This is a genomic window from Pseudomonas sp. GM21, assembly GCF_000282215.1.
Taxonomy (GTDB): Bacteria; Pseudomonadota; Gammaproteobacteria; order Pseudomonadales; family Pseudomonadaceae; genus Aquipseudomonas.
The window spans coordinates 15,262-41,066 of sequence record NZ_AKJS01000025.1; the positions used below are offsets into that span (position 1 = coordinate 15,262).

Annotated in this window: 31 protein-coding genes; 17 read left to right on the forward strand and 14 right to left on the reverse strand. The window is 58.6% G+C overall.

The features are described from left to right. Positions 1-22: 22 nt before the first annotated feature. Positions 23-820 carry an acyl-CoA thioesterase gene (locus PMI22_RS23690; protein ID WP_007943607.1) on the forward strand — a complete coding sequence of 266 codons (798 nt, stop codon included), beginning with the start codon at positions 23-25 and terminating at the stop codon, positions 818-820. Here the strand turns inward: PMI22_RS23690 and PMI22_RS23685 are convergent, their stop codons facing one another. Together PMI22_RS23685 and PMI22_RS23680 are read right to left on the reverse strand one after the other, a co-directional pair. Then, the gene (locus PMI22_RS23685; protein WP_007943608.1) at positions 821-1,186 is read right to left on the reverse strand and encodes an Mpo1-like protein; all 366 of its coding nucleotides are present in this window, start codon (positions 1,184-1,186) and stop codon (positions 821-823) included. Between the two features lie 202 nt (positions 1,187-1,388). Continuing rightward, positions 1,389-2,198 (reverse strand): TatD family hydrolase, encoded by an 810-nt coding sequence (locus PMI22_RS23680; protein ID WP_007943610.1) that lies wholly within the window; start codon positions 2,196-2,198, stop codon positions 1,389-1,391. Between the two features lie 235 nt (positions 2,199-2,433). Between PMI22_RS23680 and PMI22_RS23675 the strand changes: the two genes are divergently transcribed. From PMI22_RS23675 to PMI22_RS23665, 3 genes are all read left to right on the forward strand, one after another. Next, entirely contained in the window at positions 2,434-3,855 is a 1,422-nt protein-coding gene (locus tag PMI22_RS23675) for a transglycosylase SLT domain-containing protein (protein WP_007943611.1), read from the forward strand. Positions 3,856-3,958: 103 nt separating this feature from the next. Further along, positions 3,959-4,393 carry a DoxX family protein gene (locus PMI22_RS23670; RefSeq protein ID WP_007943612.1) on the forward strand — a complete coding sequence of 145 codons (435 nt, stop codon included), beginning with the start codon at positions 3,959-3,961 and terminating at the stop codon, positions 4,391-4,393. Positions 4,394-4,640: 247 nt separating this feature from the next. Beyond that, positions 4,641-4,949, forward strand: a complete 309-nt coding sequence (locus tag PMI22_RS23665) for a hypothetical protein (protein WP_007943613.1) — start codon at positions 4,641-4,643, stop codon at positions 4,947-4,949. A 3-nt stretch (positions 4,950-4,952) separates the two neighbouring features. On the opposite strand, the gene greB is transcribed toward PMI22_RS23665, so the two are convergent. Genes greB through PMI22_RS23650 form a run of 3 tightly spaced genes read right to left on the reverse strand, consistent with a single transcriptional unit; the run spans position 4,953 to position 8,672 of the window. Continuing rightward, a complete protein-coding gene (greB, locus tag PMI22_RS23660; protein WP_007943614.1) occupies positions 4,953-5,450 on the reverse strand; it encodes a transcription elongation factor GreB in 498 nt (165 codons plus the stop codon). A 34-nt stretch (positions 5,451-5,484) separates the two neighbouring features. After that, positions 5,485-7,989 carry an ABC transporter permease gene (locus PMI22_RS23655; protein ID WP_007943615.1) on the reverse strand — a complete coding sequence of 835 codons (2,505 nt, stop codon included), beginning with the start codon at positions 7,987-7,989 and terminating at the stop codon, positions 5,485-5,487. After that, on the reverse strand, positions 7,989-8,672 hold the full coding sequence (locus tag PMI22_RS23650) for an ABC transporter ATP-binding protein (RefSeq protein WP_007943616.1): 684 nt from the start codon (positions 8,670-8,672) through the stop codon (positions 7,989-7,991). The genes PMI22_RS23655 and PMI22_RS23650 overlap by 1 nt, the downstream gene beginning before the upstream one ends. Positions 8,673-8,682: 10 nt before the next feature. Here PMI22_RS23650 and PMI22_RS23645 point away from each other — a divergent pair, with 10 nt between their 5' ends. From PMI22_RS23645 to PMI22_RS23635, 3 genes are all read left to right on the forward strand, one after another. Then, positions 8,683-9,288, forward strand: coding sequence for an arylesterase (locus PMI22_RS23645; RefSeq protein WP_007943617.1), 606 nt, complete (start codon positions 8,683-8,685; stop codon positions 9,286-9,288). A gap of 56 nt (positions 9,289-9,344) precedes the next feature. Then, positions 9,345-9,638, forward strand: coding sequence for a hypothetical protein (locus PMI22_RS23640; protein WP_003226812.1), 294 nt, complete (start codon positions 9,345-9,347; stop codon positions 9,636-9,638). Between the two features lie 99 nt (positions 9,639-9,737). After that, the gene (locus PMI22_RS23635) at positions 9,738-10,709 is read left to right on the forward strand and encodes a L,D-transpeptidase family protein (protein ID WP_007943618.1); all 972 of its coding nucleotides are present in this window, start codon (positions 9,738-9,740) and stop codon (positions 10,707-10,709) included. A gap of 124 nt (positions 10,710-10,833) precedes the next feature. Here PMI22_RS23635 and oprI read toward each other — a convergent pair whose 3' ends face one another. After that, the gene (oprI, locus tag PMI22_RS23630) at positions 10,834-11,085 is read right to left on the reverse strand and encodes an outer membrane lipoprotei OprI (protein WP_007943620.1); all 252 of its coding nucleotides are present in this window, start codon (positions 11,083-11,085) and stop codon (positions 10,834-10,836) included. Between the two features lie 642 nt (positions 11,086-11,727). Here oprI and PMI22_RS23625 point away from each other — a divergent pair. Continuing rightward, positions 11,728-12,009, forward strand: coding sequence for a GNAT family N-acetyltransferase (locus tag PMI22_RS23625; RefSeq protein ID WP_007943621.1), 282 nt, complete (start codon positions 11,728-11,730; stop codon positions 12,007-12,009). A 65-nt stretch (positions 12,010-12,074) separates the two neighbouring features. Here the strand turns inward: PMI22_RS23625 and PMI22_RS23620 are convergent, their stop codons facing one another. Next, a complete protein-coding gene (locus tag PMI22_RS23620) occupies positions 12,075-13,151 on the reverse strand; it encodes a 3-deoxy-7-phosphoheptulonate synthase (protein ID WP_007943622.1) in 1,077 nt (358 codons plus the stop codon). Positions 13,152-13,269: 118 nt separating this feature from the next. Continuing rightward, complete coding sequence (locus PMI22_RS23615; protein ID WP_007943623.1) at positions 13,270-13,713, reverse strand: PilZ domain-containing protein; 444 nt, start codon at positions 13,711-13,713, stop codon at positions 13,270-13,272. On the opposite strand from PMI22_RS23615, the gene PMI22_RS23610 reads away from it, so the two are divergent. The 5 genes from PMI22_RS23610 (at position 13,712) to cysB (ending at position 17,668) form a co-directional block, all read left to right on the forward strand. After that, a complete protein-coding gene (locus PMI22_RS23610; RefSeq protein WP_033048860.1) occupies positions 13,712-14,098 on the forward strand; it encodes a thioredoxin family protein in 387 nt (128 codons plus the stop codon). The two genes, PMI22_RS23615 and PMI22_RS23610, sit on opposite strands and share 2 nt — an antisense overlap. Beyond that, positions 14,095-15,051, forward strand: coding sequence for a putative 2-dehydropantoate 2-reductase (locus tag PMI22_RS23605; RefSeq protein WP_007943625.1), 957 nt, complete (start codon positions 14,095-14,097; stop codon positions 15,049-15,051). The genes PMI22_RS23610 and PMI22_RS23605 overlap by 4 nt, the downstream gene beginning before the upstream one ends. A gap of 24 nt (positions 15,052-15,075) precedes the next feature. Continuing rightward, positions 15,076-15,981, forward strand: a complete 906-nt coding sequence (locus tag PMI22_RS23600; protein WP_007943626.1) for a 5'-nucleotidase — start codon at positions 15,076-15,078, stop codon at positions 15,979-15,981. A 95-nt stretch (positions 15,982-16,076) separates the two neighbouring features. After that, positions 16,077-16,580, forward strand: a complete 504-nt coding sequence (locus tag PMI22_RS23595) for a universal stress protein (RefSeq protein ID WP_007943627.1) — start codon at positions 16,077-16,079, stop codon at positions 16,578-16,580. A 113-nt stretch (positions 16,581-16,693) separates the two neighbouring features. Continuing rightward, positions 16,694-17,668, forward strand: a complete 975-nt coding sequence (gene cysB, locus PMI22_RS23590) for an HTH-type transcriptional regulator CysB (RefSeq protein WP_007943628.1) — start codon at positions 16,694-16,696, stop codon at positions 17,666-17,668. A gap of 167 nt (positions 17,669-17,835) precedes the next feature. On the opposite strand, the gene PMI22_RS23585 is transcribed toward cysB, so the two are convergent. Both PMI22_RS23585 and PMI22_RS23580 read right to left on the reverse strand, forming a co-directional pair. Next, the gene (locus PMI22_RS23585; protein WP_007943629.1) at positions 17,836-18,318 is read right to left on the reverse strand and encodes a GreA/GreB family elongation factor; all 483 of its coding nucleotides are present in this window, start codon (positions 18,316-18,318) and stop codon (positions 17,836-17,838) included. 2 nt (positions 18,319-18,320) lie between these two features. Next, complete coding sequence (locus PMI22_RS23580; RefSeq protein ID WP_007943630.1) at positions 18,321-18,734, reverse strand: hypothetical protein; 414 nt, start codon at positions 18,732-18,734, stop codon at positions 18,321-18,323. Between the two features lie 123 nt (positions 18,735-18,857). Here PMI22_RS23580 and earP point away from each other — a divergent pair, with 123 nt between their 5' ends. After that, the gene (earP, locus tag PMI22_RS23575; RefSeq protein ID WP_007943631.1) at positions 18,858-20,024 is read left to right on the forward strand and encodes an elongation factor P maturation arginine rhamnosyltransferase EarP; all 1,167 of its coding nucleotides are present in this window, start codon (positions 18,858-18,860) and stop codon (positions 20,022-20,024) included. A gap of 48 nt (positions 20,025-20,072) precedes the next feature. Next, positions 20,073-20,642, forward strand: a complete 570-nt coding sequence (locus PMI22_RS23570; protein ID WP_007943632.1) for an elongation factor P — start codon at positions 20,073-20,075, stop codon at positions 20,640-20,642. A 183-nt stretch (positions 20,643-20,825) separates the two neighbouring features. On the opposite strand, the gene PMI22_RS23565 is transcribed toward PMI22_RS23570, so the two are convergent. From PMI22_RS23565 to PMI22_RS23550, 4 genes are all read right to left on the reverse strand, one after another. Beyond that, entirely contained in the window at positions 20,826-21,842 is a 1,017-nt protein-coding gene (locus PMI22_RS23565) for an alpha/beta hydrolase (protein WP_007943634.1), read from the reverse strand. Positions 21,843-21,875: 33 nt separating this feature from the next. Continuing rightward, a complete protein-coding gene (locus tag PMI22_RS23560) occupies positions 21,876-22,295 on the reverse strand; it encodes an organic hydroperoxide resistance protein (protein ID WP_007943635.1) in 420 nt (139 codons plus the stop codon). Positions 22,296-22,645: 350 nt separating this feature from the next. Then, positions 22,646-23,107 (reverse strand): MarR family winged helix-turn-helix transcriptional regulator, encoded by a 462-nt coding sequence (locus PMI22_RS23555; protein ID WP_007943636.1) that lies wholly within the window; start codon positions 23,105-23,107, stop codon positions 22,646-22,648. Positions 23,108-23,319: 212 nt separating this feature from the next. Beyond that, a complete protein-coding gene (locus PMI22_RS23550; RefSeq protein ID WP_007943637.1) occupies positions 23,320-24,174 on the reverse strand; it encodes a LysR substrate-binding domain-containing protein in 855 nt (284 codons plus the stop codon). A gap of 96 nt (positions 24,175-24,270) precedes the next feature. On the opposite strand from PMI22_RS23550, the gene PMI22_RS23545 reads away from it, so the two are divergent. Beyond that, positions 24,271-24,486, forward strand: a complete 216-nt coding sequence (locus PMI22_RS23545) for a DUF1127 domain-containing protein (protein ID WP_007943638.1) — start codon at positions 24,271-24,273, stop codon at positions 24,484-24,486. Between the two features lie 64 nt (positions 24,487-24,550). Then, entirely contained in the window at positions 24,551-25,780 is a 1,230-nt protein-coding gene (locus PMI22_RS23540) for a winged helix-turn-helix domain-containing protein (protein ID WP_007943640.1), read from the forward strand. Positions 25,781-25,805 lie beyond the last annotated feature (25 nt).

Here is a 25,805-nt window from a genome sequence, read left to right on the forward strand (position 1 = left end):
ATTTTCCGTCTCTGAGGTTTTCATGCGCTTTTGCGATCTGCTCGATGCCGTCCGCCGGCAACCGCTGGAGCTGTCTATTCCGGCAGGATGGGCGCAGGGGCGTGCCAGTTTTGGTGGCCTGGTAGCAGCGTTGCAATACGAAGCCATGCGCGCAAAAGTCCCGGCAGACCGACCGGTGCGTTCGCTGGCGATCACCTTTGTCGGACCGGTCGAGCCTGAAATACCTGTCAGCTTTGAAGTCGATGTGTTGCGCGAAGGCAAAGCCGTTAGCCAGGTGCTGGGCCGGGCAATGCAGAAGGGACAAGTGGTGACGTTGATCCAGGGAAGCTTCGGTGCGTCACGGCCCTCGGAAGTGTCGGTGAGGGCCGAGTCCGCACCTGAGATGAAGCACTGGGACGAGTGCCATGAGCTGCCTTTCATCTCGGGCGTGATTCCGGAGTTCATGCAGCACCTGGCGATGCGTTGGGCCCTCGGTGGCATGCCGTTTACCGGCAACAACTCTCGCGAGATGGGCGGTTGGGTGCGTTTGCGTGGGGACGTGAAGGAAGAGGCCGTCACCGAGTCGCATATCCTTGCGCTGGTGGACGCCTGGCCACCGTCCTTGTTGCCGCACCTGAAAAAAACCGCGATGGGCAGCACGCTGACCTGGACCATCGAGTTTGTCCAGCCGATGCTGGAATCAAGCACGCTGGACTGGTGCAAATACCGGGTGGAAACCGAGCATGGGGCCGACGGCTATGGTCATGCGGCCGCGAAGTTGTGGAGCGCGGACGGGCAGCTGATCGCCATCAGCCGGCAGACGGTAACGATTTTCGCCTGATCAGTGGCGACGGTGGCGCTCACGCCAGGCGCGCCACCAGCCGCCGCTCAAGAAAAACCGCGGGAACGTCAGGAACTGCTCGACCAGCAAGCGTGACACCGCATCTTTGCGATCGCTGAACGGCTCGGAGGCTTGCTCCTCCAGGCGGTGACCGTGACGTTGCAGACCCAGCGCCGCGAGCAGGCCGACCACGCCGATGGCGATGTTCACCAGGTTCAGGCTGAACACTCCGGAAACAATCAGTAGAAACGCCACGATGAACAGCGGCACGGCAATCAGGTGCAGCACCAGGTTGGTCGGGTGCTGATGATTGTTCGGGTACGCTCGCCATTGCCAGGCAGGCAGGTTGGGATGTCGTTTGCCCATGTTGTAACTCCTCAATCAGGGTTGACCTCATGATTGAAGAATAGGCGGGGTGAGGGCGGGCAGCGAGTCGAGGTTGGCTATTGGAGTGATAGGTCGGGATTGATGTTGCCCGGGCTGACGCTATCGCGAGCACCTGCAACATTGATGTATCAGACAGACCGCTATCGCCGGCAAGCCGGTCTCACTCACAGAGGATCGGTGATTACTGGGGGATTGAAGGCAGATCGTAGAACGCTCGCGCACAAGCAGTGGTGTGATCAGCCAGATCTTCCATCGTCTCGCCACGATGCAACGCCACTTCCCGCAACACTTCAGTCAAATACGCCGGTTCGTTGCGACCGTTTTTTGGTTTGGGTCGCAAACTGCGTGGCAACAGATACGGCGCATCGCTTTCCAGCATCAGCCGACCCCGTTTGATCTCCTTCACCAGCGGATGCAGGTGCGTGCCCCGGCGCTCGTCGCAAATCCAGCCGGTAATACCGATGTGCAGATCCAGATCGAGGTAGCTGAACAGGGCTTTCTTTTCGCCGGTGAAGCAATGCACCACGACGGCTGGCAATTGATCCCGGTAATCACGCAGGATTTCCAGCAGTCGTTGACTGGCATCGCGCTCATGCAGGAACACCGGCAACTGCAAGTCGACCGCCAACGCTAGATGCTCTTCCAGGACCTTTTCCTGCTGTGGGCGTGGCGAGAAGTCGCGATTGAAATCCAGCCCGCACTCACCCACGGCCACCACGTTCGGCTCCTTGAGCAAGCTGCGCAAACGCTGTGCGCTGTCAGCGTTCCAGTCGCTCGCCGCATGGGGGTGAATGCCGGCCGTGGCGAACAGCCGTTGAGCGGTTTCGTCCAGTTGTCGGCACAGTTCAAGAGCCTGTTCACTGCCCTCGACATTGGTGCCGGTCAGGACCAATTGGCAGACTCCCGCGGCATAGGCGCGGTCGAGTACGGCCTGATGTTTGTCGGCAAAACTGGGGTTGGTCAGGTTGACGCCGATATCGATGAGTTGCATGGTGCTACCTCAGACCAAAGGCCGGAAAGCATATCAGAGCTGTAGATTTATAAGAAAAGCCAAGAACTACAACGAGTTAAAGCTGTCTCTTGATGCCGCGAGACAGGGCAGGGTGGTCAGCGTGCCATCATTGTGCCAGTCTTTCGCACTTTGCCAGCGCTCATGGCGCTCTGTTTCTGTCGTTCGATTTCATGATTTTTTTTGAAGTCGGCCCAGTATTCTTTCCGGAGAGTGGATGATACGTCCCTCGATATTGCTACTGCTGTGCTGTTCGTTGCTGCTGCCGATGCCGGCGGTCGCGCGTCTGGCCGGGCCGCTGCAAGCCGTGCCGGCGGCCAAGGTGCGCGACCTTGCGGAGATTCGCAGCAGCCGGGTATTGCGGGTGCTGGTCAACCAGAGCCGCAACAGCTCCGGCGAAGTCCAGGGCCAGGCCATCGGTGTCGAATACCACCGCTTGCGCGCCTTCGAGCAATACCTCAACGGCCACGCCCGTGACGGTCAGGAAATCAGCCTCAAGATCATTCCCAAAGCCAAGGATCAACTGCTCGGTGCCTTGCAGCGCGGGGAGGGTGATCTGGTCGCACCCGGGGAGTTGCTTGATTTGCAGCCAGGTTACGCGGTCAGCAGCAGTGAACCGATCAGCAGAAATGTCCCGTTGGTGCTGGTGGGAATCAAAGGTGAGCGTCGTTACACCCGCGTTGAACAACTCTCGGGCAAGACCCTGGCGCTGCCCAACGGCAGTGCGGCCGGGGATGCGGTGAGCCAGATCAATTCAAAACTGGCGCTGCATAAATTGGCACCGATAACCATCGAGTGGGTCGATCCCAGTCTTGCTGTGGAAGACGTGCTGGAAATGGTTCAGGGCGGGATCTTTCACCTGACTATTGTCGAGCAACCGATCGCCGAGCGCTGGGGCAAGATCTTGCCTAAATTGCGCTTCGACAAGCAGGTGCAGATCAGCGAGCCGGGCGAAGAGTTCTGGTTTGTGCGCCGCGATGCGTCGATGCTGCGGGCGAGCATTGATCGTTTTCTGACGACGTACAAGAAACCGTCGGACCAGGACGTAGCGTTTCTGCGGATCTATCGGCGGCTGTACCAAGTGCATTATCCACTGGCCAAGGCTGACCGCCAGCGTCTGGAAAAACTTCGTCCGGTACTGCAAAAACATGCCGATGCCCAAGGCATGGACTGGTTGAATCTGGCGGCGCTGGCGTTCAAGGAGTCGGGTCTGCAACCCAATGTCCGCAACAGTGGTGGCCCCACAGGGCTGATGCAAATCACCCCGTCTGCCGCCCAGCGAGTGGGGGTCAATAACATTCAGGAACTCGACGCCAATGTCCAGGCCGGGGCCAAGTACCTGGCCTTGATCCGCCGCAAGTTCTTCGCCAGCCCCAAACTCAACGAGCGAGAGCGCATGGCCTTTGTGCTGGCCGCTTACAACATAGGCCCGGAGCGGGTTCAAGGCATGCGCACCGAAGCCCGGCGGCGGGGCCTGAACCCCAATCAATGGTTCTTCCAGGTCGAGCGCATTGCCTTGGAGCAGGTGGGTATGGCCCCCGTCAGCTATGTTAATAGCGTGAACAAGTATTACCTGGCATTCGATCGTGAGAGGGAGTCGCTGGAGCCCCAGGGACAAAACGTTGTCTCTCGCAAATGATCAACTAAACTGATTGTTAAGTCGCAATTAATGCGCTTTTAACATTTGTTTTGTCGATTAAGATGGCGCCCAACGAACACACTCTCACAATGGATTACACAGCATGAGCTCACTGATCAACAAGGTACTGTTTACCCGCGCCGGTTTCGGCCTGACCGCCATACGCATCGTCGTCGGGATCATCTTCGCAGCTCACGGCGCACAGAAACTCTTCGGCATGTTTGGTGGTTACGGCATTGCCGGCACTGCGCAGTACATGGAAAGCCTGGGCCTTGCGCCGGGTCAGCTGATGGCGATCCTGGCCGGTGGCACCGAGTTCTTCGGCGGCCTGGCGCTGATCATCGGACTGCTGGTACGTCCGGCAGCACTGGGGTTGACCTTCCTCTCGCTGGTCGCCATTTTTTCGGTGCATATCCATAACGGCCTGTTCATGGCCAACAACGGGTATGAATTTGCCCTGGCCTTGCTCGGTGGCAGCATTGCTGTATTGATCGAAGGTGCCGGCAAGCTATCGATAGACCACGCCATCAGCGACTGACCGCTCTGGCACAAGGATAAGGCCTGCATTGCGCAGGCCTTTTTGTTGCGCGTCATTCTTGACACTGTCCGGTCAGCTTCTCTAGGATGTTGCGCATGCGCCGATTTAAACAGCTACTTGCGGGGCGCCAGGTGACTCAGTCAGTTGCCGATAGAAGCTTGAAACAGGCTTCGAAATACCGCTAAAGCGCTGGTTCGGTGTTGCCTCTCACCTGCCATGCAGACTTTTGAGGCAGAGACACGACTCGATGAACGCACTTAGCCCTACAGTACGTCCCGCGCCGATCACGGCACATCTCACCCAGCGCAATCCAAAAATCCTGCTTGGCGGTCAACATCAGCCAACGCTTCTGCGTTATCTCGATGGCTGGCCACGACGTACCGGCGGTCCTGCTGCGTTCCTGATCCAGTTTGTCGAAGACGGCGAATCGCTGGCTCGATTTGCCAGTGACAGTTTTGATCTGGCGGTGATTCAATCACCCAGCCTTGAAGACGCGCCTGAAATGATCAGGCAGTTGACCCGCGTTGCCCGACAAGGCCTGATCACCCGCCGCTGAGGTTCAAAGGTACTCAATCGCCACGATATACACGCATTGCTCACCGGTCGGTGTCTGGACGCGAACTTCGGCGTCCAGCGCCTTGCCAATCAGCGCGCGGGCGAGCGGTGAGTCGATGCTGATCAGCCCAAGTTTCAGGTCCAGCTCATCCGGCCCGACAATGCGATAGCGCGACTCTTTGCCGTCCTCGTCTTCGATCGTGACCCAGGCGCCAAAATAGACCTTGTTAGGATCGCTGGGCTTTTCGCTGACCACCTTGAGCGCTTCCAGCCGCTTGGTGAGAAAGCGCACCCGGCTGTCGATCTCACGCAGCATTTTTTTGCCGTAGGTGTATTCCGCGTTCTCGGAACGATCACCCTGAGCCGCAGCCTCGCTCACCGACTGTGTCACTTGCGGTCGCCGTACATGCCAAAGCTCATGAAACTCGGCCCGCATCCGCGCTTCACCTTCGGGGGTGATCAGCGCGGTGCCAGCGGGGCGGGGAGGGCGATAACGGCTCATGGCAACTTCTTGTGATGGAGAGGGTTCGAGTCTATCAACCCTCGCGCAACACTGTCAGTGGGCTGGCGTTCAATGCACGACGAGTACCGAACACGCCGGCGCCGCCAATCAGCACCGCGCCGATCACTGGCAACACCAGCAACCACGGATGCGGATGCCACGGCAGGTCAAAGGCGTAGCGGTAAAGCACCAGGCTCACCAATTCCGAGCCCAGTGCCGCCAACAAACCGCTGACCGCGCCGAGTAACCCGAATTCGATGCGTCGGGCCTTCACCAGCAACTTCCGTTCGGCCCCCAGCGCTCGCAACAGGGCGCCTTGGCGAATGCGTTCATCGAGCGTCGCCTGCAAGCCGGAAAACAACACCGCCATCCCCGCTGCCAGTACAAACAACAGTACATACTCCACCGCCAGCGTGACTTGGGCGAGGATACTGCGCAGCTGCTCCAGCAAGGCTTCGACTTGCAGAATGGTCACCGCCGGGAAGCTTCGCGACAGGTCGACAATCTGCTGATCATGGCCGGCCGCCAGGTAGAAACTGGTCAGGTAAGTCGCTGGTAAATCCTTCAAGGTGCCTGGCTGGAAAATCATGAAGAAGTTCGGCTGGAAGTTGTCCCAGTTGATGTCTCGCAAGCTGGTGACTGTCGCTTCACGATTGACCCCGCCCACGCTGAACACCATGTGATCGCCGAGCTTGAGCTTGAGGCTTTCGGCCACTTTGCCTTCAACCGAAACACCGGGAACCTTCCCGGGTGTCTGTTCGGTCCACCAGTTGCCCGCTGTGATCTTGTTCCCCGCCGGCAAGTCCGCCGCCCAGGTCAGGCTCAGGTCGCGCTGGATCGCTCGATCACCGGCCGAATCCTTGCTGACGATGTCCCGCACTGGCTCGCCGTTGATGCTGATCAGTCGACCCGGCACCACCGGATAAAGCGGCGCGGACTGTGCTGACAGTTGGATCAGGCGATCCGTAAAGGCCTGTTTGTCCGCCGGCAGGATGTTCAGCGCAAAGTAATTCGGCGCGTTTTTCGGCAACTGGTTCTGCCAGGTGTCCAGCAGCTCGCCCCTCAGCAGCGCGATCAGCGCCATGGACAGAAGAATCAGGCCGAAGGCCAAGGCTTGTCCTGCTGCCGCCAACGGATGGCGCAGCAATTGGCCCAGCCCCAGGCGCCAGGGCAGCGAAGCGCGGGCCAGCATCCGGCGCAGGCTTTTCAGCAGCAGCAAGAGCAAGCCACCGAGTACCAGCGCGGCGATCACGCCGCCGCCGAGCAGGGCGAAGGTCAACACCAGGTCGAGGCTAAGGCGCCACATGATCAGGCCGAGGGCGCCCAGGGCGGCGCCATAGACCATCCAGGTGCTGGAAGGAATCGGCAGCATGTCCCGACGCAATACCCGCAGCGGTGGCACGCGACCGAGTGCGGCCAGCGGTGGCAGGGCGAATCCGGCCAGTGAAACCAGCCCGGTGCCGATCCCGGCGATGGCCGGCAGCAGACCACCTGGCGGCACATCGGTCGGCAACAAATCATGCAGCAACGCAAACAGCCCAAGCTGAGCCAGCCAACCGATGAAGGCGCCACTGAGGCTGGCGAGCAGGCCGAGTACCGTCAACTGCAAACTGAACAGCACCATGGTTTCCCGGCGTGAAAGACCCAGGCAGCGCAACAATGCGCTGGCATCGAATCGGCGCGTGGCGAAGCGCGTGGCCGACAGCGCCACTGCCACGCCGGACAGCAGAACCGCTACCAGGCTTGCCATGTTGAGGTAACGCTCGGCCTTGCCCAACGCACCGCCAATTTGTCGGTTGCCGTCGCGGGCATCCTGCAGGCGCTGGTTGGCGGCCAGGCCAGGCTTGATCAGTTGGCGATAGGTTTCCAGCGCCTCGGCTTTACCGCGCCAGAGTTCGCGGTAGCTGACCCGGCTACCCGGTTGCACCACACCGGTGGCGGCAAGGTCGCTGAGGTTGATCAGCACCCGGGGTGTCAGGCTGTAGAAGTTGCCAGCCCGGTCGGGTTCGTAGGTCAGCACGCGCGCCAGTTTCAGGGTTTTCATGCCGACGTCGATGCTGTCGCCGATCTTCAGATCCAGCGCTGTCAGCAGTCGCGCCTCAACCCAGGCTTCGCCGGGTTTCGGTCCGCCGCCAGGTACTTGCGGGGCGAAGGGCGCTGGGGCACTTTTCAGTTCGCCGCGCAGGGGGTAAACCTCATCCGCAGCTTTGATGCTGGACAGCTGAATACCATTGTCGGTGGCGATGACGCTGGAGAACTCCACCACTTGTGCGTGTTCGAGCCCCAGCTCCACGCCGCTTTTGATCTGTTCGGGCCGTGCCGGTGAGCTGCCTTCGAGCAACAGGTCGGCACCGAGGAATTCGGTTGCGCGCAACATCATGGCGCCGTTCAGGCGGGCGCCGAAGTAGCCGATGGCGGTACTCGCCGCCACGGCCACCAATAAGGCGAAGAACAACACACGCAATTCGCCGGCGCGGGCATCGCGCAGCAGTTGGCGGATGGCAAGACTGAACAGACGCAACAGCGGCAGGCGTGCCATCAAGGCTCCAGAGGGGCGACCAACAGGCCGGCTTCAAGGCGGATCAGGCGCCGGCAACGATGTGCCAGGCGTTCGTCGTGAGTCACCAGCACCAGTGTCGTGCCGCGTTCCTGGTTGAGTTCGAACAACAGATCGCTGATGCGTTCGCCGGTGTGGCTGTCGAGGTTGCCGGTGGGTTCATCGGCGAACAGCACATCGGGTTCTGCGGCAAACGCTCGAGCAATCGCCACACGCTGTTGTTCACCGCCCGAGAGTTGGCGTGGTGAGTGCGTCAGGCGTTGGCCCAGGCCAACCCGTTGCAGTAACTCGGTGGCACGCTCACGGGCGTCTTTGCGGCCATCGAGCTCCAGGGGCAGCATGACGTTTTCCAGGGCGTTGAGGCTGTCGAGCAACTGAAAGGACTGGAACACAAAACCGACATGCTCGGCCCGAATGCGTGCCCGTTGATCTTCATCGAGCGTGCTCAGCCCTTGGCCGGCCAGCGTGACTTCGCCACTGCTGGGCAGATCGAGCCCGGCGAGCAGGCCTAGTAGGGTGGACTTGCCGGAACCGGAGGCGCCGACGATGGCAAGGCTGTCTCCCTTGTTCAGTTCCAGGCTGAGTTCGTGCAGGATAGTCAGTTCACCTTCCGCGCTGGGTACCACTTTGCTGAGGTTCTTCGCGGTGAGAATGCTTGCGCCCATGGAGAATCCGATGCGTGTGTGGTTTTTGAGTGCTGGCCTGGCCTTGATGTGCATGGCCCAGAACGCAGCGGCGGGTACTGTCCTGATCGTTGGCGATAGTATCAGCGCGGGTTTCGGACTGGATACCCGGTTGGGGTGGGTCTCGCTGCTCGAGCAGCGGCTCAAACACGAAGGTTTCGACGATAAAGTGGTCAATGCATCCATCAGTGGCGACACCAGCGCCGGAGGCCAGGCACGCCTGCCTGCGCTGCTTGCAGAGCATAAGCCGGAACTGGTGATCCTCGAGTTGGGCGGCAATGACGGGCTGCGGGGAATGCCCCCGGCTAATTTGCAACAAAACCTTGCTTCGATGATCGACAGTTCCCGCGACAGCGGTGCCAAGGTCCTGCTGCTGGGTATGCAATTGCCACCCAACTACGGCGTTCGTTACACCGAAGCCTTCGCCAAGGTCTACAGCTCACTGGCCAACGAGAAAAACATTGCGTTGGTGCCGTTTTTTCTCGATGGCGTGGGCGGCCATCCGGACTTGATGCAGACTGACGGCATACACCCGGCGGCCGGGGCTCAGGACAAGTTGCTGGAAAATGTCTGGCCTACCCTAAAACCGCTGTTATGACGCTTTTCTAGGCGCGGGCTTTCGGCTAAGGTGGCGCCCCCGATTTGGAGCCCCCGATGCCGCGTCCCGCCTGGTCACTTTTTGCCTATCAACTGATCGAGCCTGACGAACAGCTGGATCTGTTCGCCTGCCAGGAAGTGCGGGTACATCTGGTCACCCGTCAGCTTGAGCTGGGCGGCTCGGCGGACCGAACGTTGTGCGGCAGCCTGTTGCCGGCACAGCCGCGTTGGTCGAGTGTCGATCGTCGAGTATTCCAGGACCAGCGTCTGTGCTCGCTGTGTCGGGCCATCCTGGAATCGCAAAAACGCGGTACCTCGCCGATCTGGCCAGAGCTGCGGTTCGAGCTCTAGCGCTTACAAGGTAGCGTGCTATCGGCCGACTCCCCGAATTTATGGGCGCCGGTGTACAATCCCGCTTTTACCCTTGTCGATCTGCGAAGGACTTTCCGGATGTTGCCGCGTTTTCCTGCCGTCACCCGCTTCCTGTCTCTTGCCGCCCTCTGTGTGGCCGGTCCAGTTGCAGCATTGGAGTTGCCCCTGCCACCACCCGGTGAAGACATCATCGGTCAGGTACAGGTGATCAAGGCCAAGTACGAAGATACCTTCGCTGACATTGGTACTGCTTACGACCTGGGCTACACGGAAATGCTCGCGGCCAACCCGGGCGTCGATGCCTGGTTGCCGGGCGCAGGCACCGAAATCATTCTGCCGACACGTTTCATCCTGCCGCCGGGACCGCGTGAAGGCATCGTGATCAACCTGGCTGAATACCGGCTCTATTACTACCCGAAAGGCCGGAACGTGGTGTACACCTTCCCGCTGGGTATCGGTCGTGAAGGTTGGGGCTCGCCGATTGCCCACACCAGCATTATTGCGAAAACACCGAACCCAACCTGGACCCCTCCAGCATCGATCAAGGCCGAGCACGCCGCCGACGGTGATCCGCTGCCAAATGTGGTGCCGGCAGGCCCGGACAACCCTCTGGGGCCGTTCAAGTTCACATTGGGCACACCGGGCTACCTGATCCACGGTTCCAACAAGAAGTTCGGAATCGGTATGCGCACCAGTCACGGTTGCTTCCGCATGTTCAACAACAACGTATTGGAAATGGCCGGCATGGTGCCAGTCGGGACGTCGGTGCGAATCATCAACGACCCGTACAAGTTCGGGCTCAGTGGTGGCAAGGTTTATCTGGAAGCGCACACACCGCTGGATGACAAGGGCAACCCTTCGGTGGTCGACAAGCACACCGCCGTTATCAATGCGATGCTCAAGCGTGAGGACATCACCAATAACCTGCGCATGAATTGGGATGTGGTGCGCGACGTGGTCGCCGCTGAAGATGGTTTGCCGGTGGAAATCGCCGTACCGAGCAATGCCGCGCCAATGATGTCGAGTGCGCCGCTCGATCCATTGCAGTAAGGCGTGAAAAAAACCCGCCGACGCAGGCCGCGTCGGCGGGTTTTTTATTGCCGGAAAGAACGCATCAGGCAATAAAAAGCCGACCCATAAAATGGGTCGGCTTGATAATAATCCCGAGGGATTATTACTTGCGGCTAGCTTTGTCCAGCATACGCAGAGCACGCTCGTTAGCTTCGTCAGCAGTCTGTTGTGCTTTTTGAGCAGCAGCCAGAGCTTCATCAGCTTTACGGTAAGCTTCGTCTGCACGAGCCTGGGAGCGAGCAGCTGCGTCTTCAGTAGCGGTCAGACGTGCTTCGGTTTCTTTCGATGTGCTGCTGCAACCGGTAGCCAGAACTGCGGCGAGGGCCAGAGCAGAGAATTTCAGAACGTTGTTCATCGTGTTCCCCTTCAAGGACTTTCTATTAATTTAGCTGTCTCCTCAGAGTGAGGAAATAGCCGGCGTACATACTACTCATTACTAGTCGTAAGTAAACTGACGTAAAGCGAGAAGCAAAAAAAATTGTAGGCGTTGATTCTTTTTCGAGCAACTTTTAACTGCATTGTTTAAAAAATATCCAGCTGCGAGGCCCGAGCCTGAGCGAACCGACGAGGAAAAGTTCCCCACACTCACGGCTGTTTTTTTCAGTCTTGGCTAAAGTCTGGCTAGATGAATTCGTCCATACTTCTGTTCGAATTTTGCGCAGCAGCTCTCATAATCTTTATCCATGTAGAGGTGACTTTAAGAGAACGGGTTCGTCTTATGTCTCAACATCCGGCAATGTTCAGGCTACCGACCCGTAAAGACCGTCGATCGAGCCGTCCCTGCGTACCCTGGAGTAGCACCCGCTGGCTGAGCGTGATGACGAGCGCACCTTGAGCATTTCTGCCAATGGTGCCTACTATTTGTACGTGCTCGGTTGCGCGAGATCGGTGCAGCTCTTCTCGGCGTCCATTCAGGCACGGGGTGGCGTAGATGTTCCTTCGCCGGAAAAACATCGGTAAGGTAGGGGTCAGATTTCAAGACCCGCGAGGAGTAGTGATGAGTGAGGCGTTGTCCATCCACCATGACCAGGCTGGTCATCAGTTCGAGACCACTGTGGACGGTCATCGTGCCTACCTGACCTATATGGATCTGGGGAAACAGACCCTGGATATCTATCGCACCTTTGTGCCCAACGCATTGCGTGGTCGCGGCATTGCCGCTGCCTTGACCGAGAAGGCGCTGGAGTACGCAGACGAGATGGGTTACACCGTGATTCCATCGTGCTCCTATGTGGAGCGCTACATGGAACGTCACCAGCGGCACGCCGCCAAGCTGTGACCAAAAAGAACGCATAAAAAAACGCCAGGTTTAAGCCTGGCGTTTTTGTGTGCGCTAAACGGTGATCAAGTGCGATCGCGTTTAGGCAGTACGTCCTTGAGCTTGGCATGCATGCTGCGCAAGGTGTTTTCGGTGGCGGACCAATCGATGCAGGCGTCGGTAATCGACACGCCGTATTGCAGGTCGGCGAGGTCTTTCGGGATGGCCTGGGCGCCCCAGTTCAGGTGACTTTCGACCATCAAGCCGATGATCGACTGGTTGCCTTCGAGGATCTGGTTGGCCACATTCTCCATCACCAGCGGTTGCAGGGCCGGGTCCTTGTTGGAGTTGGCGTGGCTGCAATCGACCATGATGTTCGGTTTGATTTTCGCCTTGTTCAGCGCTTGCTCGCAGAGCGCGACGCTGACCGAGTCATAGTTCGGCTTGCCGTTGCCACCGCGCAGCACTACGTGGCCGTAGGCGTTGCCCTTGGTGGTGACAATCGAGACGCCACCTTCCTGGTTGATACCCAGGAAGCGGTGCGGGCTGGAAACCGATTGCAGGGCGTTGATCGCCACTGTCAGGCCGCCGTCGGTACCGTTCTTGAAGCCGACTGCCGAGGACAGGCCGGACGCCATTTCGCGGTGAGTCTGGGATTCGGTGGTACGTGCACCGATGGCCGACCAGCTGATCAGGTCCTGCAAATATTGCGGGGAGATCGGGTCGAGGGCTTCGGTCGCGGTCGGAAGGCCCATTTCAGCCAGGTCCAGCAACAATTGACGACCAATGTGCAGACCATCCTGGATCTTGAACGAGTCGTCCAGGTACGGGTCGTTGATCAAGCCTTTCCAGCCGACGGTGGTGCGTGGCTTCTCGAAATACACACGCATGACCAGATACAGGGTATCGGCCACTTCAGCGGCGAGAACCTTCAGGCGATCGGCGTATTCGTGGGCAGCCTTGATGTCGTGGATCGAGCAAGGCCCGATGACGACGAACAGGCGGTGGTCGGTGCCATCCAGGATATTGCGAATGACTTCGCGGCCCTTGGTGACGGTGCGCAGGGCGGCGTCGCTCAGAGGGATATCGCACTTGAGCTGATCAGGAGTGATCAGCGTCTCGTTGGAGGCGACGTTTAGGTCGTTGATCGGTAAATCAGCCATCGTTTACTCGTCAGGTCACGGGTGCCGGCCGCCAGCGAACCCGCGCGGCGGAGCACAGCAAATTAAGCGCGTCGGGGAGCCGAACCTTAGCGCGTTATCCGCCTGCTCGACAATGGGTTTAATCCAGCACAGGCTGAGCAAATGCCTTGTGAACGGTGTCGTGAGAGAACTCGTCGGCATGCTCCTGGACCCATTCCAGGGCCAGCGCCTGAATTTCCTGCAAGTCTTCGCGCGCGTCGTGCAGGCGACAGTAGCGTTCGATCTGGCACACCTGCTCACTCATCCGGGCACTGAACAGCATCTGCTCGTCCACAAACGCAATGCCCACCAGATAGCCGCGTTTGCGCCGCAGGCACCAGGCCACATAGCCCAGATAACGCATGTCGGGGTTCAAGGTCGGCATGCGCACTTCCAGCGCCGTACCATGGCGCCAGGCCCGGTGATAATTGCAAGCCATGCCCCCGAGGCTGATAGTGTGCAAGCGCTGGCGCGAGATGCACTCATGTTTGAGTAACGTTAATTCGACGGGCACATCATCAGGATGAGGAATAAAACGTCCCATGAACACGGACTCCCTGTGTCGGCCATCTGACATTGTTTCCCGAAGTATAGTGGTCGAATTGGAACTGACCGATTTCGATGCCGACCAGCGGCTACTGGCAATGAGCGGCGTATCCCTGGTGATTTTCACCAGTGTCGGCTGTGCCGGTTGCCGATTTGCCCGTGAACAATTGCCCAGTCTCGATCTGACGGTCGATCGCTTGTGCTGGATCGATGCCGGGAGCAATGGCGGGGTGGTCGAGCGTTATCAGGTTTTTCATTTGCCGGCGCTGTTTGTGGTGCGCGACGGTGAGTTTTTCGGGGTACTACAATCGCGTCTGACCGGCACCGAACTCAATGAAGCGGTCGATCGGGCGTTGAAAAGAACAGCAGAGGAGTTGCCATGATGGGCACAGTCACCAAGCCGACAATCGGCATAATCGGAACCGGCGCAATCGGCGGGTTCTACGGGATGATGCTGGCGCGTGCCGGCTTCGACGTGCACTTCTTGTTGCGCAGTGAATTTTCAGCGGTGGCCGAGCGCGGGTTGCAACTCGACAGTGCGGTGCATGGCGCGTTGACGTTGAACCCGGTTCAGGCCTATTCCTGCGCTGAAGACATGCCCGCTTGCGACTGGTTGCTGGTCGGCGCCAAAACCACCAGTAATGCGGACCTGGCGCCCGCCATCATTCAGGCGGCCGCACCGAATGCCAAGGTACTGGTCCTGCAAAATGGCCTCGACGTTGAAGACAGTCTGCGCGAGTTGCTCCCCGACTCGTTGCACCTGCTGGGCGGCTTGTGTTTTATCTGCGTCCATCGCACCGGTCCCGGGGAAATTACCCATCAGGCGCTCGGTGCAGTCAACATCGGCTACCACAGTGGCCCCGCTGTTGATGCGCCGGCACGCGTGGCAATTGTCGAAGAGGGCGCCGGGTTATTCCACCGTGCCGGTATCGACTCGCAGGCCATGCCGGATCTGCACCAGGCACGTTGGCAAAAACTGGTCTGGAATGTCCCGTACAACGGTCTCTCTGTTCTGCTCGGGGCCAGCACCACGCCATTGATGGCCGATGCCGACAGCCGGGAGCTGATCAAGGCATTGATGGCCGAAGTGGTCCAGGGGGCTATCGCCTGTGGTCACGACATACCGGCCGGTTATGCCGACCATCTGTTCATGGTGACCGAAAAAATGCCGGACTATTGGCCGAGCATGTACCACGATTTCCTGCACAAACGACCGCTGGAACTGGCCGCGATTTACGCCCGGCCCTTGGCGGCCGCCAAAGCGGCGGGGTGTGAATTGCCACTGATTGAAAGTTTGTATCGCAGTCTGGGTTTCATCGATCGACGCAACAGGTGAACCGATCTACCTGGGGGGAAGGACATGGCAAAGACTATCGACGACAAACTGGTGCTGGCGATTTCTTCGCGAGCGCTGTTCGACCTGAGCGAAAGCCACAAGGTGTATTTGTCGAGCGGCGTCGAAGCCTACCGGCAATATCAGATTGAGCACGAGGACGAAATCCTCGAACCCGGTGACGCCTTCCCGCTGGTGCAGAAACTCCTGAACCTCAATACCGACCTCGGTCGAGCGCGGGTCGAGGTGATTCTGGTGTCGCGCAACAGCGCCGACACCGGCCTGAGGGTGTTTAACTCGATTCACCACTACGGGCTGGCGATTTCCCGTGCGGCGTTTGTCGGCGGGCGCAGTCCCTATCCGTATCTCAAGGCCTTCGGCTGTGACCTGTTTCTGTCGACGCATGCCGACGATGTGCGCAGTGCACTGGACGCCGGTTTCGCGGCGGCGACCATTCTGTCGGGCGGTGCCAGCCGCGCGGCCAGTGATGAATTGCGGATTGCCTTTGACGGTGATGCAGTGCTGTTTTCCGACGAATCGGAGCGGGTCTACCAGTCCGGTGGTCTGGAAGCGTTCCAGGCCAGCGAACGTGATGCCGCCCGCGAGCCGCTGCGCGGAGGGCCGTTCAAGGGCTTCCTGGCCGCTCTCAATCTGTTGCAGCGTGAGTTTCCCGACGACGCCTGCCCGATCCGCACGGCGTTGGTGACGGCGCGTTCGGCGCCGGCCCATGAGCGAGTGATTCGTACGTTGCGCGAATGGGACATTCGTCTGGACGAATCGCTGTTTCTCGGTGGCCTGACCAAATCCGCCTTTCTCGAAGCGTTTGCCGCCGACGTGTTTTTCGATGATCAGGCCGGCCATTGCGAATTGGCCCGCGAAGTCGTCGCCACCGGCCACGTACCGCACGGCATAAGCAACGAGCAAAAGGTTTAAGCCCGCGGTTCAATGCGTTACGCAAAGCGTCGTATTCGCCAAGGCACTGCTAAGCTGAATCAAATCTCCGCCATTTTGGCTTGCGAGGAGATCCTATGATTCAGTCGATGCTGTATGCCACTGACCTTGGCTTATATGCACCGTTGGTGATGCAGCACGCCTTGGCCTTGGCACGGACATTCAATGCCGACTTGTATGTGGTGCACGCGGTTGAGCCCATGGGGCTGTTTGCCGAATCGGTGCTTCAGAGTTATCTCGATGAGCAGGCGTTGAACGAGTTTCACAGTCAGGGCCTGAGTACGGTGATTGCCAATATCGAGCAGCGGGTGCTCGACAGCTTTCGTGAAGAGCTGGGGGATGAAGGGGACCAGGACCTGGCGCGGATTAAAGCGGTGAGGGTGCTTCAGGGCGATCCGTCGCAGGTGATTCTCGACCAGGTGGAGAAACTCTCCGTGGATTTGCTGATCGTAGGAAGTCATAGCCACGGTACTGGCGCGGAAACGCCTCTGGGCAGGACCGCAGCACGCGTGTTGCAGCTATCCCGGGTGCCCGTCTATCTGGTGCCACTGGTGGAGCGGCGCCGGCAGGGTGATCGCTAGAATACGAATACTGGCAATTCGACAAAAAAGTTCTAGATTTATTCTTCAAACCATTAATATAGTTATATACCGTCGCTGATGCCCGTGGCGTCTACCTGCTTTGAGGGATACATATGAAGCTTCAACAATTGCGCTACATCTGGGAAGTGGCGCACCACGACCTCAACGTTTCCGCTACTGCCCAAAGCCTTTACACCTCGCAACCGGGTATCAGTAAACAGATCCGCCTGCTGGAAGACGAATTGGGGGTCGAGGTTTTCGCTCGCAGCGGCAAGCACCTGACCCGCGTGACCCCGGCCGGTGAACGCATCATCACCACCGCCGGCGAGATTCTGCGCAAGGTTGAAAGCATCAAGCAGATCGCCCAGGAATTCTCCAACGAGAAAAAAGGCACCCTGTCGATCGCTACTACTCACACTCAGGCACGTTATGCGTTGCCACCGGTGATCAGCAATTTCATCAAGCAATACCCGGACGTTGCCCTGCACATGCACCAGGGCTCGCCGATGCAGATTGCTGAAATGGCAGCTGACGGCACCGTGGATTTCGCCATTGCCACCGAAGCGCTGGAACTGTTCGGCGACCTGGTAATGATGCCGTGCTACCGCTGGAATCGCTGCGTAGTCGTGCCTCAAGGTCACCCGCTGACCAAACTGTCGACGCTGACCCTCGAAGCCCTGGCCGAATACCCGATCGTCACTTACGTGTTCGGTTTCACCGGCCGATCGAAGCTCGACGAAGCGTTCAGTCATCGCGGCCTGACGCCCAAAGTGGTGTTCACCGCCGCCGACGCCGACGTGATCAAAACTTACGTTCGTTTGGGCCTGGGGGTGGGTATCGTGGCGAAAATGGCGGTCGACGCCAAGCTCGATAGCGACCTGGTAGTGCTCGATGCCAGCGAGCTGTTCGAGTCCAGCATTACCAAAATCGGTTTCCGTCGCGGCACCTTCCTGCGCGGTTTCATGTGCGATTTCATCGAGAAATTTGCCCCGCACCTGACCCGCGAAGTCATGGCCAAAGCCATTCAGTGCCACAACAAGCAGGAACTCGAAGAGTTGTTCGACGGCGTCGAACTGCCGGTGCACTAATGGGTGTCCTGCCTCGCAAATACTGTTCCTTTTTGACCGCGTCTGTTGCCGTCATGCTGCGTTGCCGCTCCTCGCCATAGCGGGCTATGACTCGTCGCGGCGCCTTGCCTGACGACAACATCCACTCGTCAAAAGAGGAACGTATTCGCGAGGCAGGACACCTTGTTCTAGACCACCTCGGTAACAGAAAACTGTTGCCGAGCGCCCGCCACCAGAATCTCCACTTCATCCCCTTCGAACTTGCCCAGCAGGCTTTTGCCCAGCGGAGAGCGGGGGGTGATGACAGTAATCCATTGCCCCACCAGATCGACCTTCAGGCCAGCTGCATCAGGGGCCAGAAACAGCCATTGCTCACGCCCCTTGTCGTCTTCCAGGCCGAGCAATGCACCGACTTCAATGCCGCGCTGATCGTCATATGAACGCAAGGTCAGGTTCTGGCACAGCGTCAGTGATTGCCTGATCTCTTCCACGCGCCTGGCCTGTCCGGCCGCCAGATAAGAAGCCTCCAGCCCCAGGGTGTCGTACTTGTTTTCGGCGATGTTTTCTTCGTGGGTCGCGGTTTCGTAAGCGGTTTGCGCAGCACGCTCGGCGATATCGAGGTCGACCCGCAGTTTGTCGAGGATCAATTGGTGGACGGTCTGTTTGTTCATGATCAGTCGCAGAACTGCAAAACATTGGCGCGGCTTTTTTCGCTCGGCGCGGTTTGATCCTGCTGCAACCAGAACTGGCATTTTGGATTGGACAGGTTGCGACTGCTGCCACGGGCCTGATCCATTCGTACCTGCTGCTCGCTCTTGCGCAGGTTCTCTTCGTACTGCTCGAATATCGGGCTCTGCGCTGGAATATCCGGCCGTGGCGGCTCGATGACCACCGGCGGCTTGGCCAGTTGCTCCACGGCGGCGGCTACCGGGGCCAATTGCTCTTTGAAAAACAGTGCAGAGACGAGCCAGCAGGTCAGGGCGATGGCGAGAAATCCCAGCCACACACCGAGGGCAATGCTGCCGGTCAGTTGCAGGGCGTTGAGCCGGAACGGCAACGGGTGGTGGGGATTCGGACGGTCAGGCATGGTGCCTCCTGGCGGATGGTTGCAGGCGAGTGGCAATTGTCGCACGAAGATTAATCGCCGTCGGCTCTTCTGCGCGAGGTAATTTATGCGGACAATCGTCGCCTTTGCCAACGGGAACCTGGAATGCCTGAACTGCCTGAACTGCCTCAAGTGAAAAACCGCTGGCGCTGGGATATTTTTTGCACCGTGGTCGACAACTTTGGCGACATCGGCGTGACCTGGCGCCTGGCTCGACAATTGGTGGCCGAGCACGCCATCGACGTACGTTTGTGGGTCGATGACCTGCGCGCCTTCGAGCGTCTGTGCCCCGAGATCGATTGCCATGCCGCGCAGCAATGGCAGTCAGGTGTCGATGTGCGCCAATGGTCAACAGAGTGGCAGATCACCGAAGCGGCGGATGTGGTGATCGCCGCGTTCGCCTGTCAGTTGCCGAGTGTCTACATGGACGCCATGGCCGCACGGGAGCAACCGCCGCTGTGGATGAACCTCGATTACCTGAGCGCCGAGGACTGGGTGATCGGCTGCCACGGATTGCCGTCGGTCAAGTACAAAACGGTGCAGAAGTACTTCTTCTTTCCGGGGTTCCAGAAGGGCACCGGAGGGCTGCTGCGTGAAACAGGGTTGCTCGATCGCCGCTGGCAGTTCCAGCGAAGTCCCGAGGCGCAGCAGGAATTTCTTCAAGGGCTGGGGATTGATCGTGCCCCTGATGCGCAATTGATCTCGCTGTTTGCCTATGAGAATGCCGGGTTGTCGAGTTGGCTGGATGTACTGGCCGCCGATTCGACACCCACGCATGTGCTGGTGCCCGAAGGCCGGATACTCGGCGATGTCGAACGCTGGCTCGGCATTGAAGGATTGGCCGCGGGGGCTCTGCATGTGCGTGACGGCTTGACTGTCCAGGTGCTGCCGTTCGTCCGACAGGATCAATACGATCAGTTGCTCTGGTGCTGCGATTTCAACGCCGTGCGCGGTGAAGATTCCTTCGTTCGCGCTCAATGGGCGGGCCGGCCAATGCTCTGGCACATCTATCAGCAGGAGGAAGACATCCATCTGGACAAGCTCGATGCGTTCCTCGCGCTGTACACAAAAGGCTTGTCCGAGGCTGCCAGTCAGGCGATCAACGGTCTTTGGCACGCATGGAATGCCGGTCATGATATGTCCGACCACTGGCGCATGGCCCGCAAACATTGGCCAGAGCTGCAAAAACACGCTGAGGCGTGGTGTCTGGAACAAGCCTTGCAGGCCGATCTTGCCGCGGCGCTGGTACAGTTTTATGTAAATTGGATATGATACGCGGCCTAGATTTTTGTAAATCCCATCCAAATTCGGATATTCGCAATGAAAACTGGTAAAGAACTGAAACCCGGTACCGTGATCCGTCTCGAAAACGATCCTTGGCTGGTTCAGAAAGCTGAATTCACCAAGTCGGGTCGTAACAGCGCGATCATGAAGACCAAGCTGAAAAACCTGCTGACCGGTTACAAGACCGAGATCGTTTACAGCGCCGACGACAAACTGGACGACGTAATCCTCGACCGCAAAGAAGCGACCCTGTCCTTCATCAGCGGCGACACCTACACGTTCATGGACACCACCGACTACACCATGTACGAGCTGAACGCTGAAGACATCGAAGCCGTTCTGCCTTTCGTTGAAGAAGGCATGACCGATGTTTGCGAAGCGATCTTCTTCGAAGAGCGTCTGGTTTCCGTAGAACTGCCGACCACTATCGTGCGTCAGGTTGACTACACCGAAGGTTCCGCTCGCGGTGACACTTCCGGCAAGGTGATGAAGCCTGCCAAACTGAAGAACGGTACCGAGCTGTCGGTAGCTGACTTCATCGAAATCGGCGACATGATCGAGATCGATACCCGCGAAGGCGGTTCCTACAAAGGCCGTGCTAAATAAGCACTGCTTCAGGAATGAAAAAGCCCGACCATTGAGTCGGGCTTTTTTGTGCCTGCAATTTCAGCTTCAACGGTGAACCCCTTGTGGGAGCGAGCCTGCTCGCGATTGCGATTTTGCATTCAACAAAGATGTTGACTGGTCTACCGCTATCGCGAGCAGGCTCACTCCCACAATTGAAACGTGTTACTTCTTCAGATGCTCTTTGAGTTCTTCGGATGCCTGCAGCATCGCCGAGCGCACCGCTGGCACCTGACTGACCACATTGAGCAAACCGTAGTCGTGGATCATGCCGTTGTAGCGAACCGCCGTCACCGGCACCCCGGCCTCGTCGAGTTTTCGTGCATAGGCTTCGCCCTCATCGCGCAGAACGTCAGCGCCCGCCGTCTGCACCAGCGCGGGTGGCAAGCCTTTCAGTTGGGCGGTGGTTGCCCGCAGTGGTGAGGCGTAGATCTCGTTACGCTGATTGGCGTCGGTGGTGTAGTTGTCCCAGAACCACTTCATCATGTTTTTGGTGAGGAAGTGCCCCTCGGCAAACTGGTTGTAAGACGCGGTGTCGAAGTTGGCATCCGTCACCGGCCACAACAGCACCTGGAATTTGATCGCCGGCGTACCCTTGTCTTTGGCCATCAGCGCAACGACTGCCGCCATATTGCCACCGACGCTATTGCCGGCCACGGCCAGACGTTTGCCATCAACGTTGATCTCCTTTCCGTGCTCGGCCACCCATTGGGTCGCCGCATACGCCTGATTGATCGCCACCGGGTAATGCGCTTCCGGTGACGGGGTGTAATTGACGAATACAGCCGCCGCCCCCGAACCCGCCACCAGGTCACGAACCAATCGTTCGTGGGTCGGGAAGTCGCCCAATACCCAGCCACCTCCGTGGAAGAACATGAACACTGGCAACTCGCCCTTGACCCCGGCTGGCCGGACGATGGTCAGGCGCAGCGGCTGGCCGTCGACTTGAATGGTCTTCTCGCTGACATCAACTTTTGGCAGCGTCAGTTTCACCCCGGCTTGCGCACCCACCAGTACGGCGCGGGCGTCTTTGGGGGAAAGCTGTTCAATAGGCTTGCCAGTACCGGCGTTCAATACGTCGAGGAATGCCTGGGTGTTGTGTTCAACACCGTTGCCAGCGAATGCATTGCCGATGGACAGGGCGAGAAGGGTACCGGTCAAGACTTTGCTGAAAGTGTTCATGTTCGTTTCCTGTTCGGGCCTTGGGATCAGCGGTTAGACGGTAACGTGCAGGCGCACATCGACGTTGCCACGGGTGGCGTTGGAGTACGGGCAGACCTGGTGGGCGGCGTCGACAAGGGATTGCGCGTCGGTTTGTTCAAGGCCTGGCAGGCTGATGTGCAGGTCGATGTCCAGACCGAAACCGCCGGGGATTTGGCCGATGCCGACATGGGCGGTGATCGAGGCGTCGTTGGGGATGGAGCGCTTGGTCTGACTGGCGACGAATTTCAGGGCGCCGATGAAGCAAGCGGAGTAACCGGCTGCGAACAGTTGCTCAGGGTTGGTCGCCGCGCCGCCAGCACCGCCGAGTTCTTTCGGGGTGGCGAGTTTGACGTCGAGGATGTTGTCGCTCGAAACAGCACGACCATCACGGCCACCGGTGGAGGTTGCGATTGCGGTGTAGAGAGTTTGCATGGTGTGAGCCTCATTCGGGTTGGATGTTTTGCGCTAATTGTTTGCGCGCTAAGTAAGTGCGAGATGAATGTATCGTGCTAGTATTTAGCGCGCAAGATAAATTTTTGAAAAAGATTTGCCGTGGATTCGGTTGGATGATGTGAAGGGCTGAGCTAGAGCTGTGGAGAGCGGATTTTCAGCGCTGAAAATTTTTTGGGGAAGAGACGAATGTGGCCGAAAGAACACTGCAAAACGAATGTGGGAGCGGGCTTGCTCGCGAAAGCGGTGTGTCAGCCAACATCAATGCTGAATGTCACATCGCATTCGCGAGTAAGCCCGCTCCCACAGGGGGATTTAGGTTGGCTGGGGGATCAGAGGCTGTCTTGCAGATTGCTGCGCAGTATTTGCAGCTCCGCTTGCAGTTTGTTCAGCCTCTCCACCGACATCCCGCTGGCACCGAGGATGCATTGCGGAATGCTGCGTGCCTTGTCCCGCAAGGCGCGGCCCTGTTCGGTGAGTTCGACGATCACCACCCGTTCATCTTCGCGGCTGCGGGTGCGGCTGAGCAGACCTTCAACTTCCAGGCGCTTGAGCAACGGGGTCAGTGAGCCGGGATCGGTCAGCAGTCGAGTACTGATTTCACCGACGGTCAGACCATCGCGCTCCCACAGCACCATCATCGCCAGGTATTGCGGATAGGTCAGGCCCAGCGCTTGCAGCAGCGGTTTATAGACCTTGGTCATCAGCAGCGAAGTCGAATGCAGGGCGAAACAGGCCTGATTATCCAACAGCAGGTGTTCGCAGTTATCCAGGGTGTCGCGTTCGGAGGTCATTTCAAAAGCCTTGATCGGTAGTCCTCAGAATCTAGCGGGCGAATCTTTAATGCGCCAGATAATTTTGGATGAGTGGCGATCCGGGGTGTTTCGCAGCATCAGTCGCAAGGCTGGAGGCTGTCAGTTTCGGATGTTGGCAGGCCGTTTATCAGTTGGGGGGTGAAGATCGCCCACGCTCCGCCGGAGCGATTGCTGCGCGGTGATGCTTGCGTTTAAAGTTTGAAGCCTTCGACGATGTGCTCGGCCAGGCACTCGGTGATGGGGGAGGGGTTGTGCAGGTTACGCACGAGCATGATGCAGGCTTCCGGCAACTGCGGCAGGTCTTCGGCCTCACCGAGGATACGCATGTCCGGGGTGATCAGGCTTTCCAGCTGCGCAGTCACCGCCAACCCGGCGCTGACCACGGCCATCAAGGCCGACAGGCTCGAACTGTTGTACGCAATTCGGTAGTCGCGGCCCATTGCATCCAGCGCATTACACGCCCACAACCGGCAGAAACAATCACTGTTGAACATTGCCAGGGGCAGCGGCGTCTGCTCATGGGCGCTGAAGCATTGCGCCTCGGCCCAGACAAAACGTTCCTTGCGCAGCAACTGGCCAATCTCGGTGCCGGGCTCGCGGGTCACGATGGACAGGTCCAGATCCTGACGAAGCAGCAATTGTTTTGATGATTCGCAGTGAACCTCGATCTGGATCAGCGGATAGCTCTTGGCGAAGCGCGACAAAATTCCTGGCAAAAAGCGCATCACGTAATCATCTGGCGTACCGATGCGCACGGTGCCGACCATGTGCGGCTCACGCAACGTATTGAAGACTTCGCTGTGGAGTTTGAGGATGCGCCGCGCATACCCCAGCAAAACCTGGCCTTCGGCGGTCAGCTTGACCTGTCGCCCATCGCGTTCGAACAACTGGCGCTGCAACACGTCCTCTTCCAGACGCTTCATCTGCATGCTCACCGCCGACTGCGTGCGATTGACCAATTCCCCGGCACGGGTAAAACCGCCCTGGTCGGCGATGGCGACAAAGGTCCGTAGCACATCCGTATCGATACTGGGGAACGCGGACATCCATCAATCTCCGAGATGGTTACCATCAGAAACATTCGTTGGATTGATCTTATCCCCGGGGCGAGACTTGGGCCATCCCCAACGGAGGACAACAAGATGAAAGGTCATCACGAGCATGTAACGGAACACAAATTCTCAACCCACGTGGTATCTGATTTGCTGCACAAGTTTAGTCGCTGGTACGAACTTCATCGCGAACGCGAACTGCTGGCGAGTTTGAGCGATGAAGCACTGAAGGACATCGGCATGAGTCGCGCCGATGTTGAACATGAATCGATCAGACCGTTCTGGGATGATCCGATGCATAAATGATGAGGCCATTGCTACACAAACCCCTCTCTGGTGAGGTAGGTTGCGAGCAGACACGGAGGTATTCATGCCCGCAACGCTGTCCTTTTCCAACACGCAGGCTCGACGTCTGGCGCTGGCTGCCCAAGGGTTCAACGGGCGGCAGTCGCCAGCCGCGATCAAAGCGCTGCAACTCAACCGCCTGATCGAACGGCTGGGCATTCTGCAGATCGACTCGGTCAATGCGTTGGTGCGTTCGCACTACCTTCCCTTGTTTTCCCGCCTCGGTAACTACTCATCCGATTTGCTCGACCAGGCTGCCTGGAGTCAGGGCCGACGTCGTACGCTGTTTGAATATTGGGGGCATGAAGCCTCGTTGCTGCCGTTGTCGATGTATCCCCTGATGCGCTGGCGCATGCAGCGCGCGAGTCGCGGCGAAGACATCTATCAGCAATTGGCGCGTTTCGGGCGCGAACAGCAGGACACGATTCGCCGGGTGCTGGCGTCGGTCGAAGAGCTCGGTGCACTGGGTGCTGGCAGCCTGTCGACCCGTCAGGAACGGGCCGGGCCGTGGTGGGACTGGAGCGTGGAAAAGCATGCTTTGGAATGGTTGTTTGCCGCCGGTGAAGTGACGGTGGCCGGCCGACGTGGTTTCGAACGTCTTTATGATTTGCCGGAGCGGGTGATTCCTTCAGCCGTTTTACAGCAGCCCTTGCTCAGTGAAGCTGAGGCTCAACGCGGACTGTTATTGCACGCAGTGACGGCGTTGGGTGTCGGCACGGAAAAGGATTTACGCGACTATTTCCGGCTGAACCCGGTAGACAGTCGTCCGCGCCTGGCGGAACTGGTCGAGGCAGGGGAGTTGCTGACTTGCGAAGTGCAAGGCTGGCGGCAACCGGCTTATTGCCTGCCCGATCCGAAAATACCGCGCAAGGTTGTGGCCGGTGCGTTGCTTTCACCCTTTGATTCGCTGGTGTGGGAGCGCAGTCGTACCGAGCGGTTGTTTGATTTTCGCTATCGGCTGGAGATTTACACCCCGCAGGACAAGCGGGTTTACGGGTATTACGTGTTGCCGTTCTTGCACAACGAACGGATTGCCGCGCGGGTGGATCTGCGGGCGGAGCGGGCGCTGGGGCGATTGGCGGTGCACGCGGTACACGAGGAAGAGCCGGGGCTGGATGACGAAGGGATGCTCGCGCTGGCGATCAATTTGCGGCGGATGGCGGATTGGTTGGGGCTGGAGCGGGTGCAATTGAATTGTCAGCGGGTGAGTGCGGCCAGATTGAGGGGGGCATTGGCACAGTTCAGTGGTGTTTGAGCAGGCCTCATCGCGAGCAGGCTCG

Coding starts and splice junctions, on each gene's coding strand:
- PMI22_RS23690 (WP_007943607.1), top strand. CDS start 23: ATGCGCTTTTGCGATCTGCTCGATGCCGTCCGCCGGCAACCGCTGGAG.
- PMI22_RS23685 (WP_007943608.1), bottom strand. CDS start 1,186: ATGGGCAAACGACATCCCAACCTGCCTGCCTGGCAATGGCGAGCGTAC.
- PMI22_RS23680 (WP_007943610.1), bottom strand. CDS start 2,198: ATGCAACTCATCGATATCGGCGTCAACCTGACCAACCCCAGTTTTGCC.
- PMI22_RS23675 (WP_007943611.1), top strand. CDS start 2,434: ATGATACGTCCCTCGATATTGCTACTGCTGTGCTGTTCGTTGCTGCTG.
- PMI22_RS23670 (WP_007943612.1), top strand. CDS start 3,959: ATGAGCTCACTGATCAACAAGGTACTGTTTACCCGCGCCGGTTTCGGC.
- PMI22_RS23665 (WP_007943613.1), top strand. CDS start 4,641: ATGAACGCACTTAGCCCTACAGTACGTCCCGCGCCGATCACGGCACAT.
- greB (WP_007943614.1), bottom strand. CDS start 5,450: ATGAGCCGTTATCGCCCTCCCCGCCCCGCTGGCACCGCGCTGATCACC.
- PMI22_RS23655 (WP_007943615.1), bottom strand. CDS start 7,989: ATGGCACGCCTGCCGCTGTTGCGTCTGTTCAGTCTTGCCATCCGCCAA.
- PMI22_RS23650 (WP_007943616.1), bottom strand. CDS start 8,672: ATGGGCGCAAGCATTCTCACCGCGAAGAACCTCAGCAAAGTGGTACCC.
- PMI22_RS23645 (WP_007943617.1), top strand. CDS start 8,683: ATGCGTGTGTGGTTTTTGAGTGCTGGCCTGGCCTTGATGTGCATGGCC.
- PMI22_RS23640 (WP_003226812.1), top strand. CDS start 9,345: ATGCCGCGTCCCGCCTGGTCACTTTTTGCCTATCAACTGATCGAGCCT.
- PMI22_RS23635 (WP_007943618.1), top strand. CDS start 9,738: ATGTTGCCGCGTTTTCCTGCCGTCACCCGCTTCCTGTCTCTTGCCGCC.
- oprI (WP_007943620.1), bottom strand. CDS start 11,085: ATGAACAACGTTCTGAAATTCTCTGCTCTGGCCCTCGCCGCAGTTCTG.
- PMI22_RS23625 (WP_007943621.1), top strand. CDS start 11,728: ATGAGTGAGGCGTTGTCCATCCACCATGACCAGGCTGGTCATCAGTTC.
- PMI22_RS23620 (WP_007943622.1), bottom strand. CDS start 13,151: ATGGCTGATTTACCGATCAACGACCTAAACGTCGCCTCCAACGAGACG.
- PMI22_RS23610 (WP_033048860.1), top strand. CDS start 13,712: ATGAACACGGACTCCCTGTGTCGGCCATCTGACATTGTTTCCCGAAGT.
- PMI22_RS23615 (WP_007943623.1), bottom strand. CDS start 13,713: ATGGGACGTTTTATTCCTCATCCTGATGATGTGCCCGTCGAATTAACG.
- PMI22_RS23605 (WP_007943625.1), top strand. CDS start 14,095: ATGATGGGCACAGTCACCAAGCCGACAATCGGCATAATCGGAACCGGC.
- PMI22_RS23600 (WP_007943626.1), top strand. CDS start 15,076: ATGGCAAAGACTATCGACGACAAACTGGTGCTGGCGATTTCTTCGCGA.
- PMI22_RS23595 (WP_007943627.1), top strand. CDS start 16,077: ATGATTCAGTCGATGCTGTATGCCACTGACCTTGGCTTATATGCACCG.
- cysB (WP_007943628.1), top strand. CDS start 16,694: ATGAAGCTTCAACAATTGCGCTACATCTGGGAAGTGGCGCACCACGAC.
- PMI22_RS23585 (WP_007943629.1), bottom strand. CDS start 18,318: ATGAACAAACAGACCGTCCACCAATTGATCCTCGACAAACTGCGGGTC.
- PMI22_RS23580 (WP_007943630.1), bottom strand. CDS start 18,734: ATGCCTGACCGTCCGAATCCCCACCACCCGTTGCCGTTCCGGCTCAAC.
- earP (WP_007943631.1), top strand. CDS start 18,858: ATGCCTGAACTGCCTGAACTGCCTCAAGTGAAAAACCGCTGGCGCTGG.
- PMI22_RS23570 (WP_007943632.1), top strand. CDS start 20,073: ATGAAAACTGGTAAAGAACTGAAACCCGGTACCGTGATCCGTCTCGAA.
- PMI22_RS23565 (WP_007943634.1), bottom strand. CDS start 21,842: ATGAACACTTTCAGCAAAGTCTTGACCGGTACCCTTCTCGCCCTGTCC.
- PMI22_RS23560 (WP_007943635.1), bottom strand. CDS start 22,295: ATGCAAACTCTCTACACCGCAATCGCAACCTCCACCGGTGGCCGTGAT.
- PMI22_RS23555 (WP_007943636.1), bottom strand. CDS start 23,107: ATGACCTCCGAACGCGACACCCTGGATAACTGCGAACACCTGCTGTTG.
- PMI22_RS23550 (WP_007943637.1), bottom strand. CDS start 24,174: ATGTCCGCGTTCCCCAGTATCGATACGGATGTGCTACGGACCTTTGTC.
- PMI22_RS23545 (WP_007943638.1), top strand. CDS start 24,271: ATGAAAGGTCATCACGAGCATGTAACGGAACACAAATTCTCAACCCAC.
- PMI22_RS23540 (WP_007943640.1), top strand. CDS start 24,551: ATGCCCGCAACGCTGTCCTTTTCCAACACGCAGGCTCGACGTCTGGCG.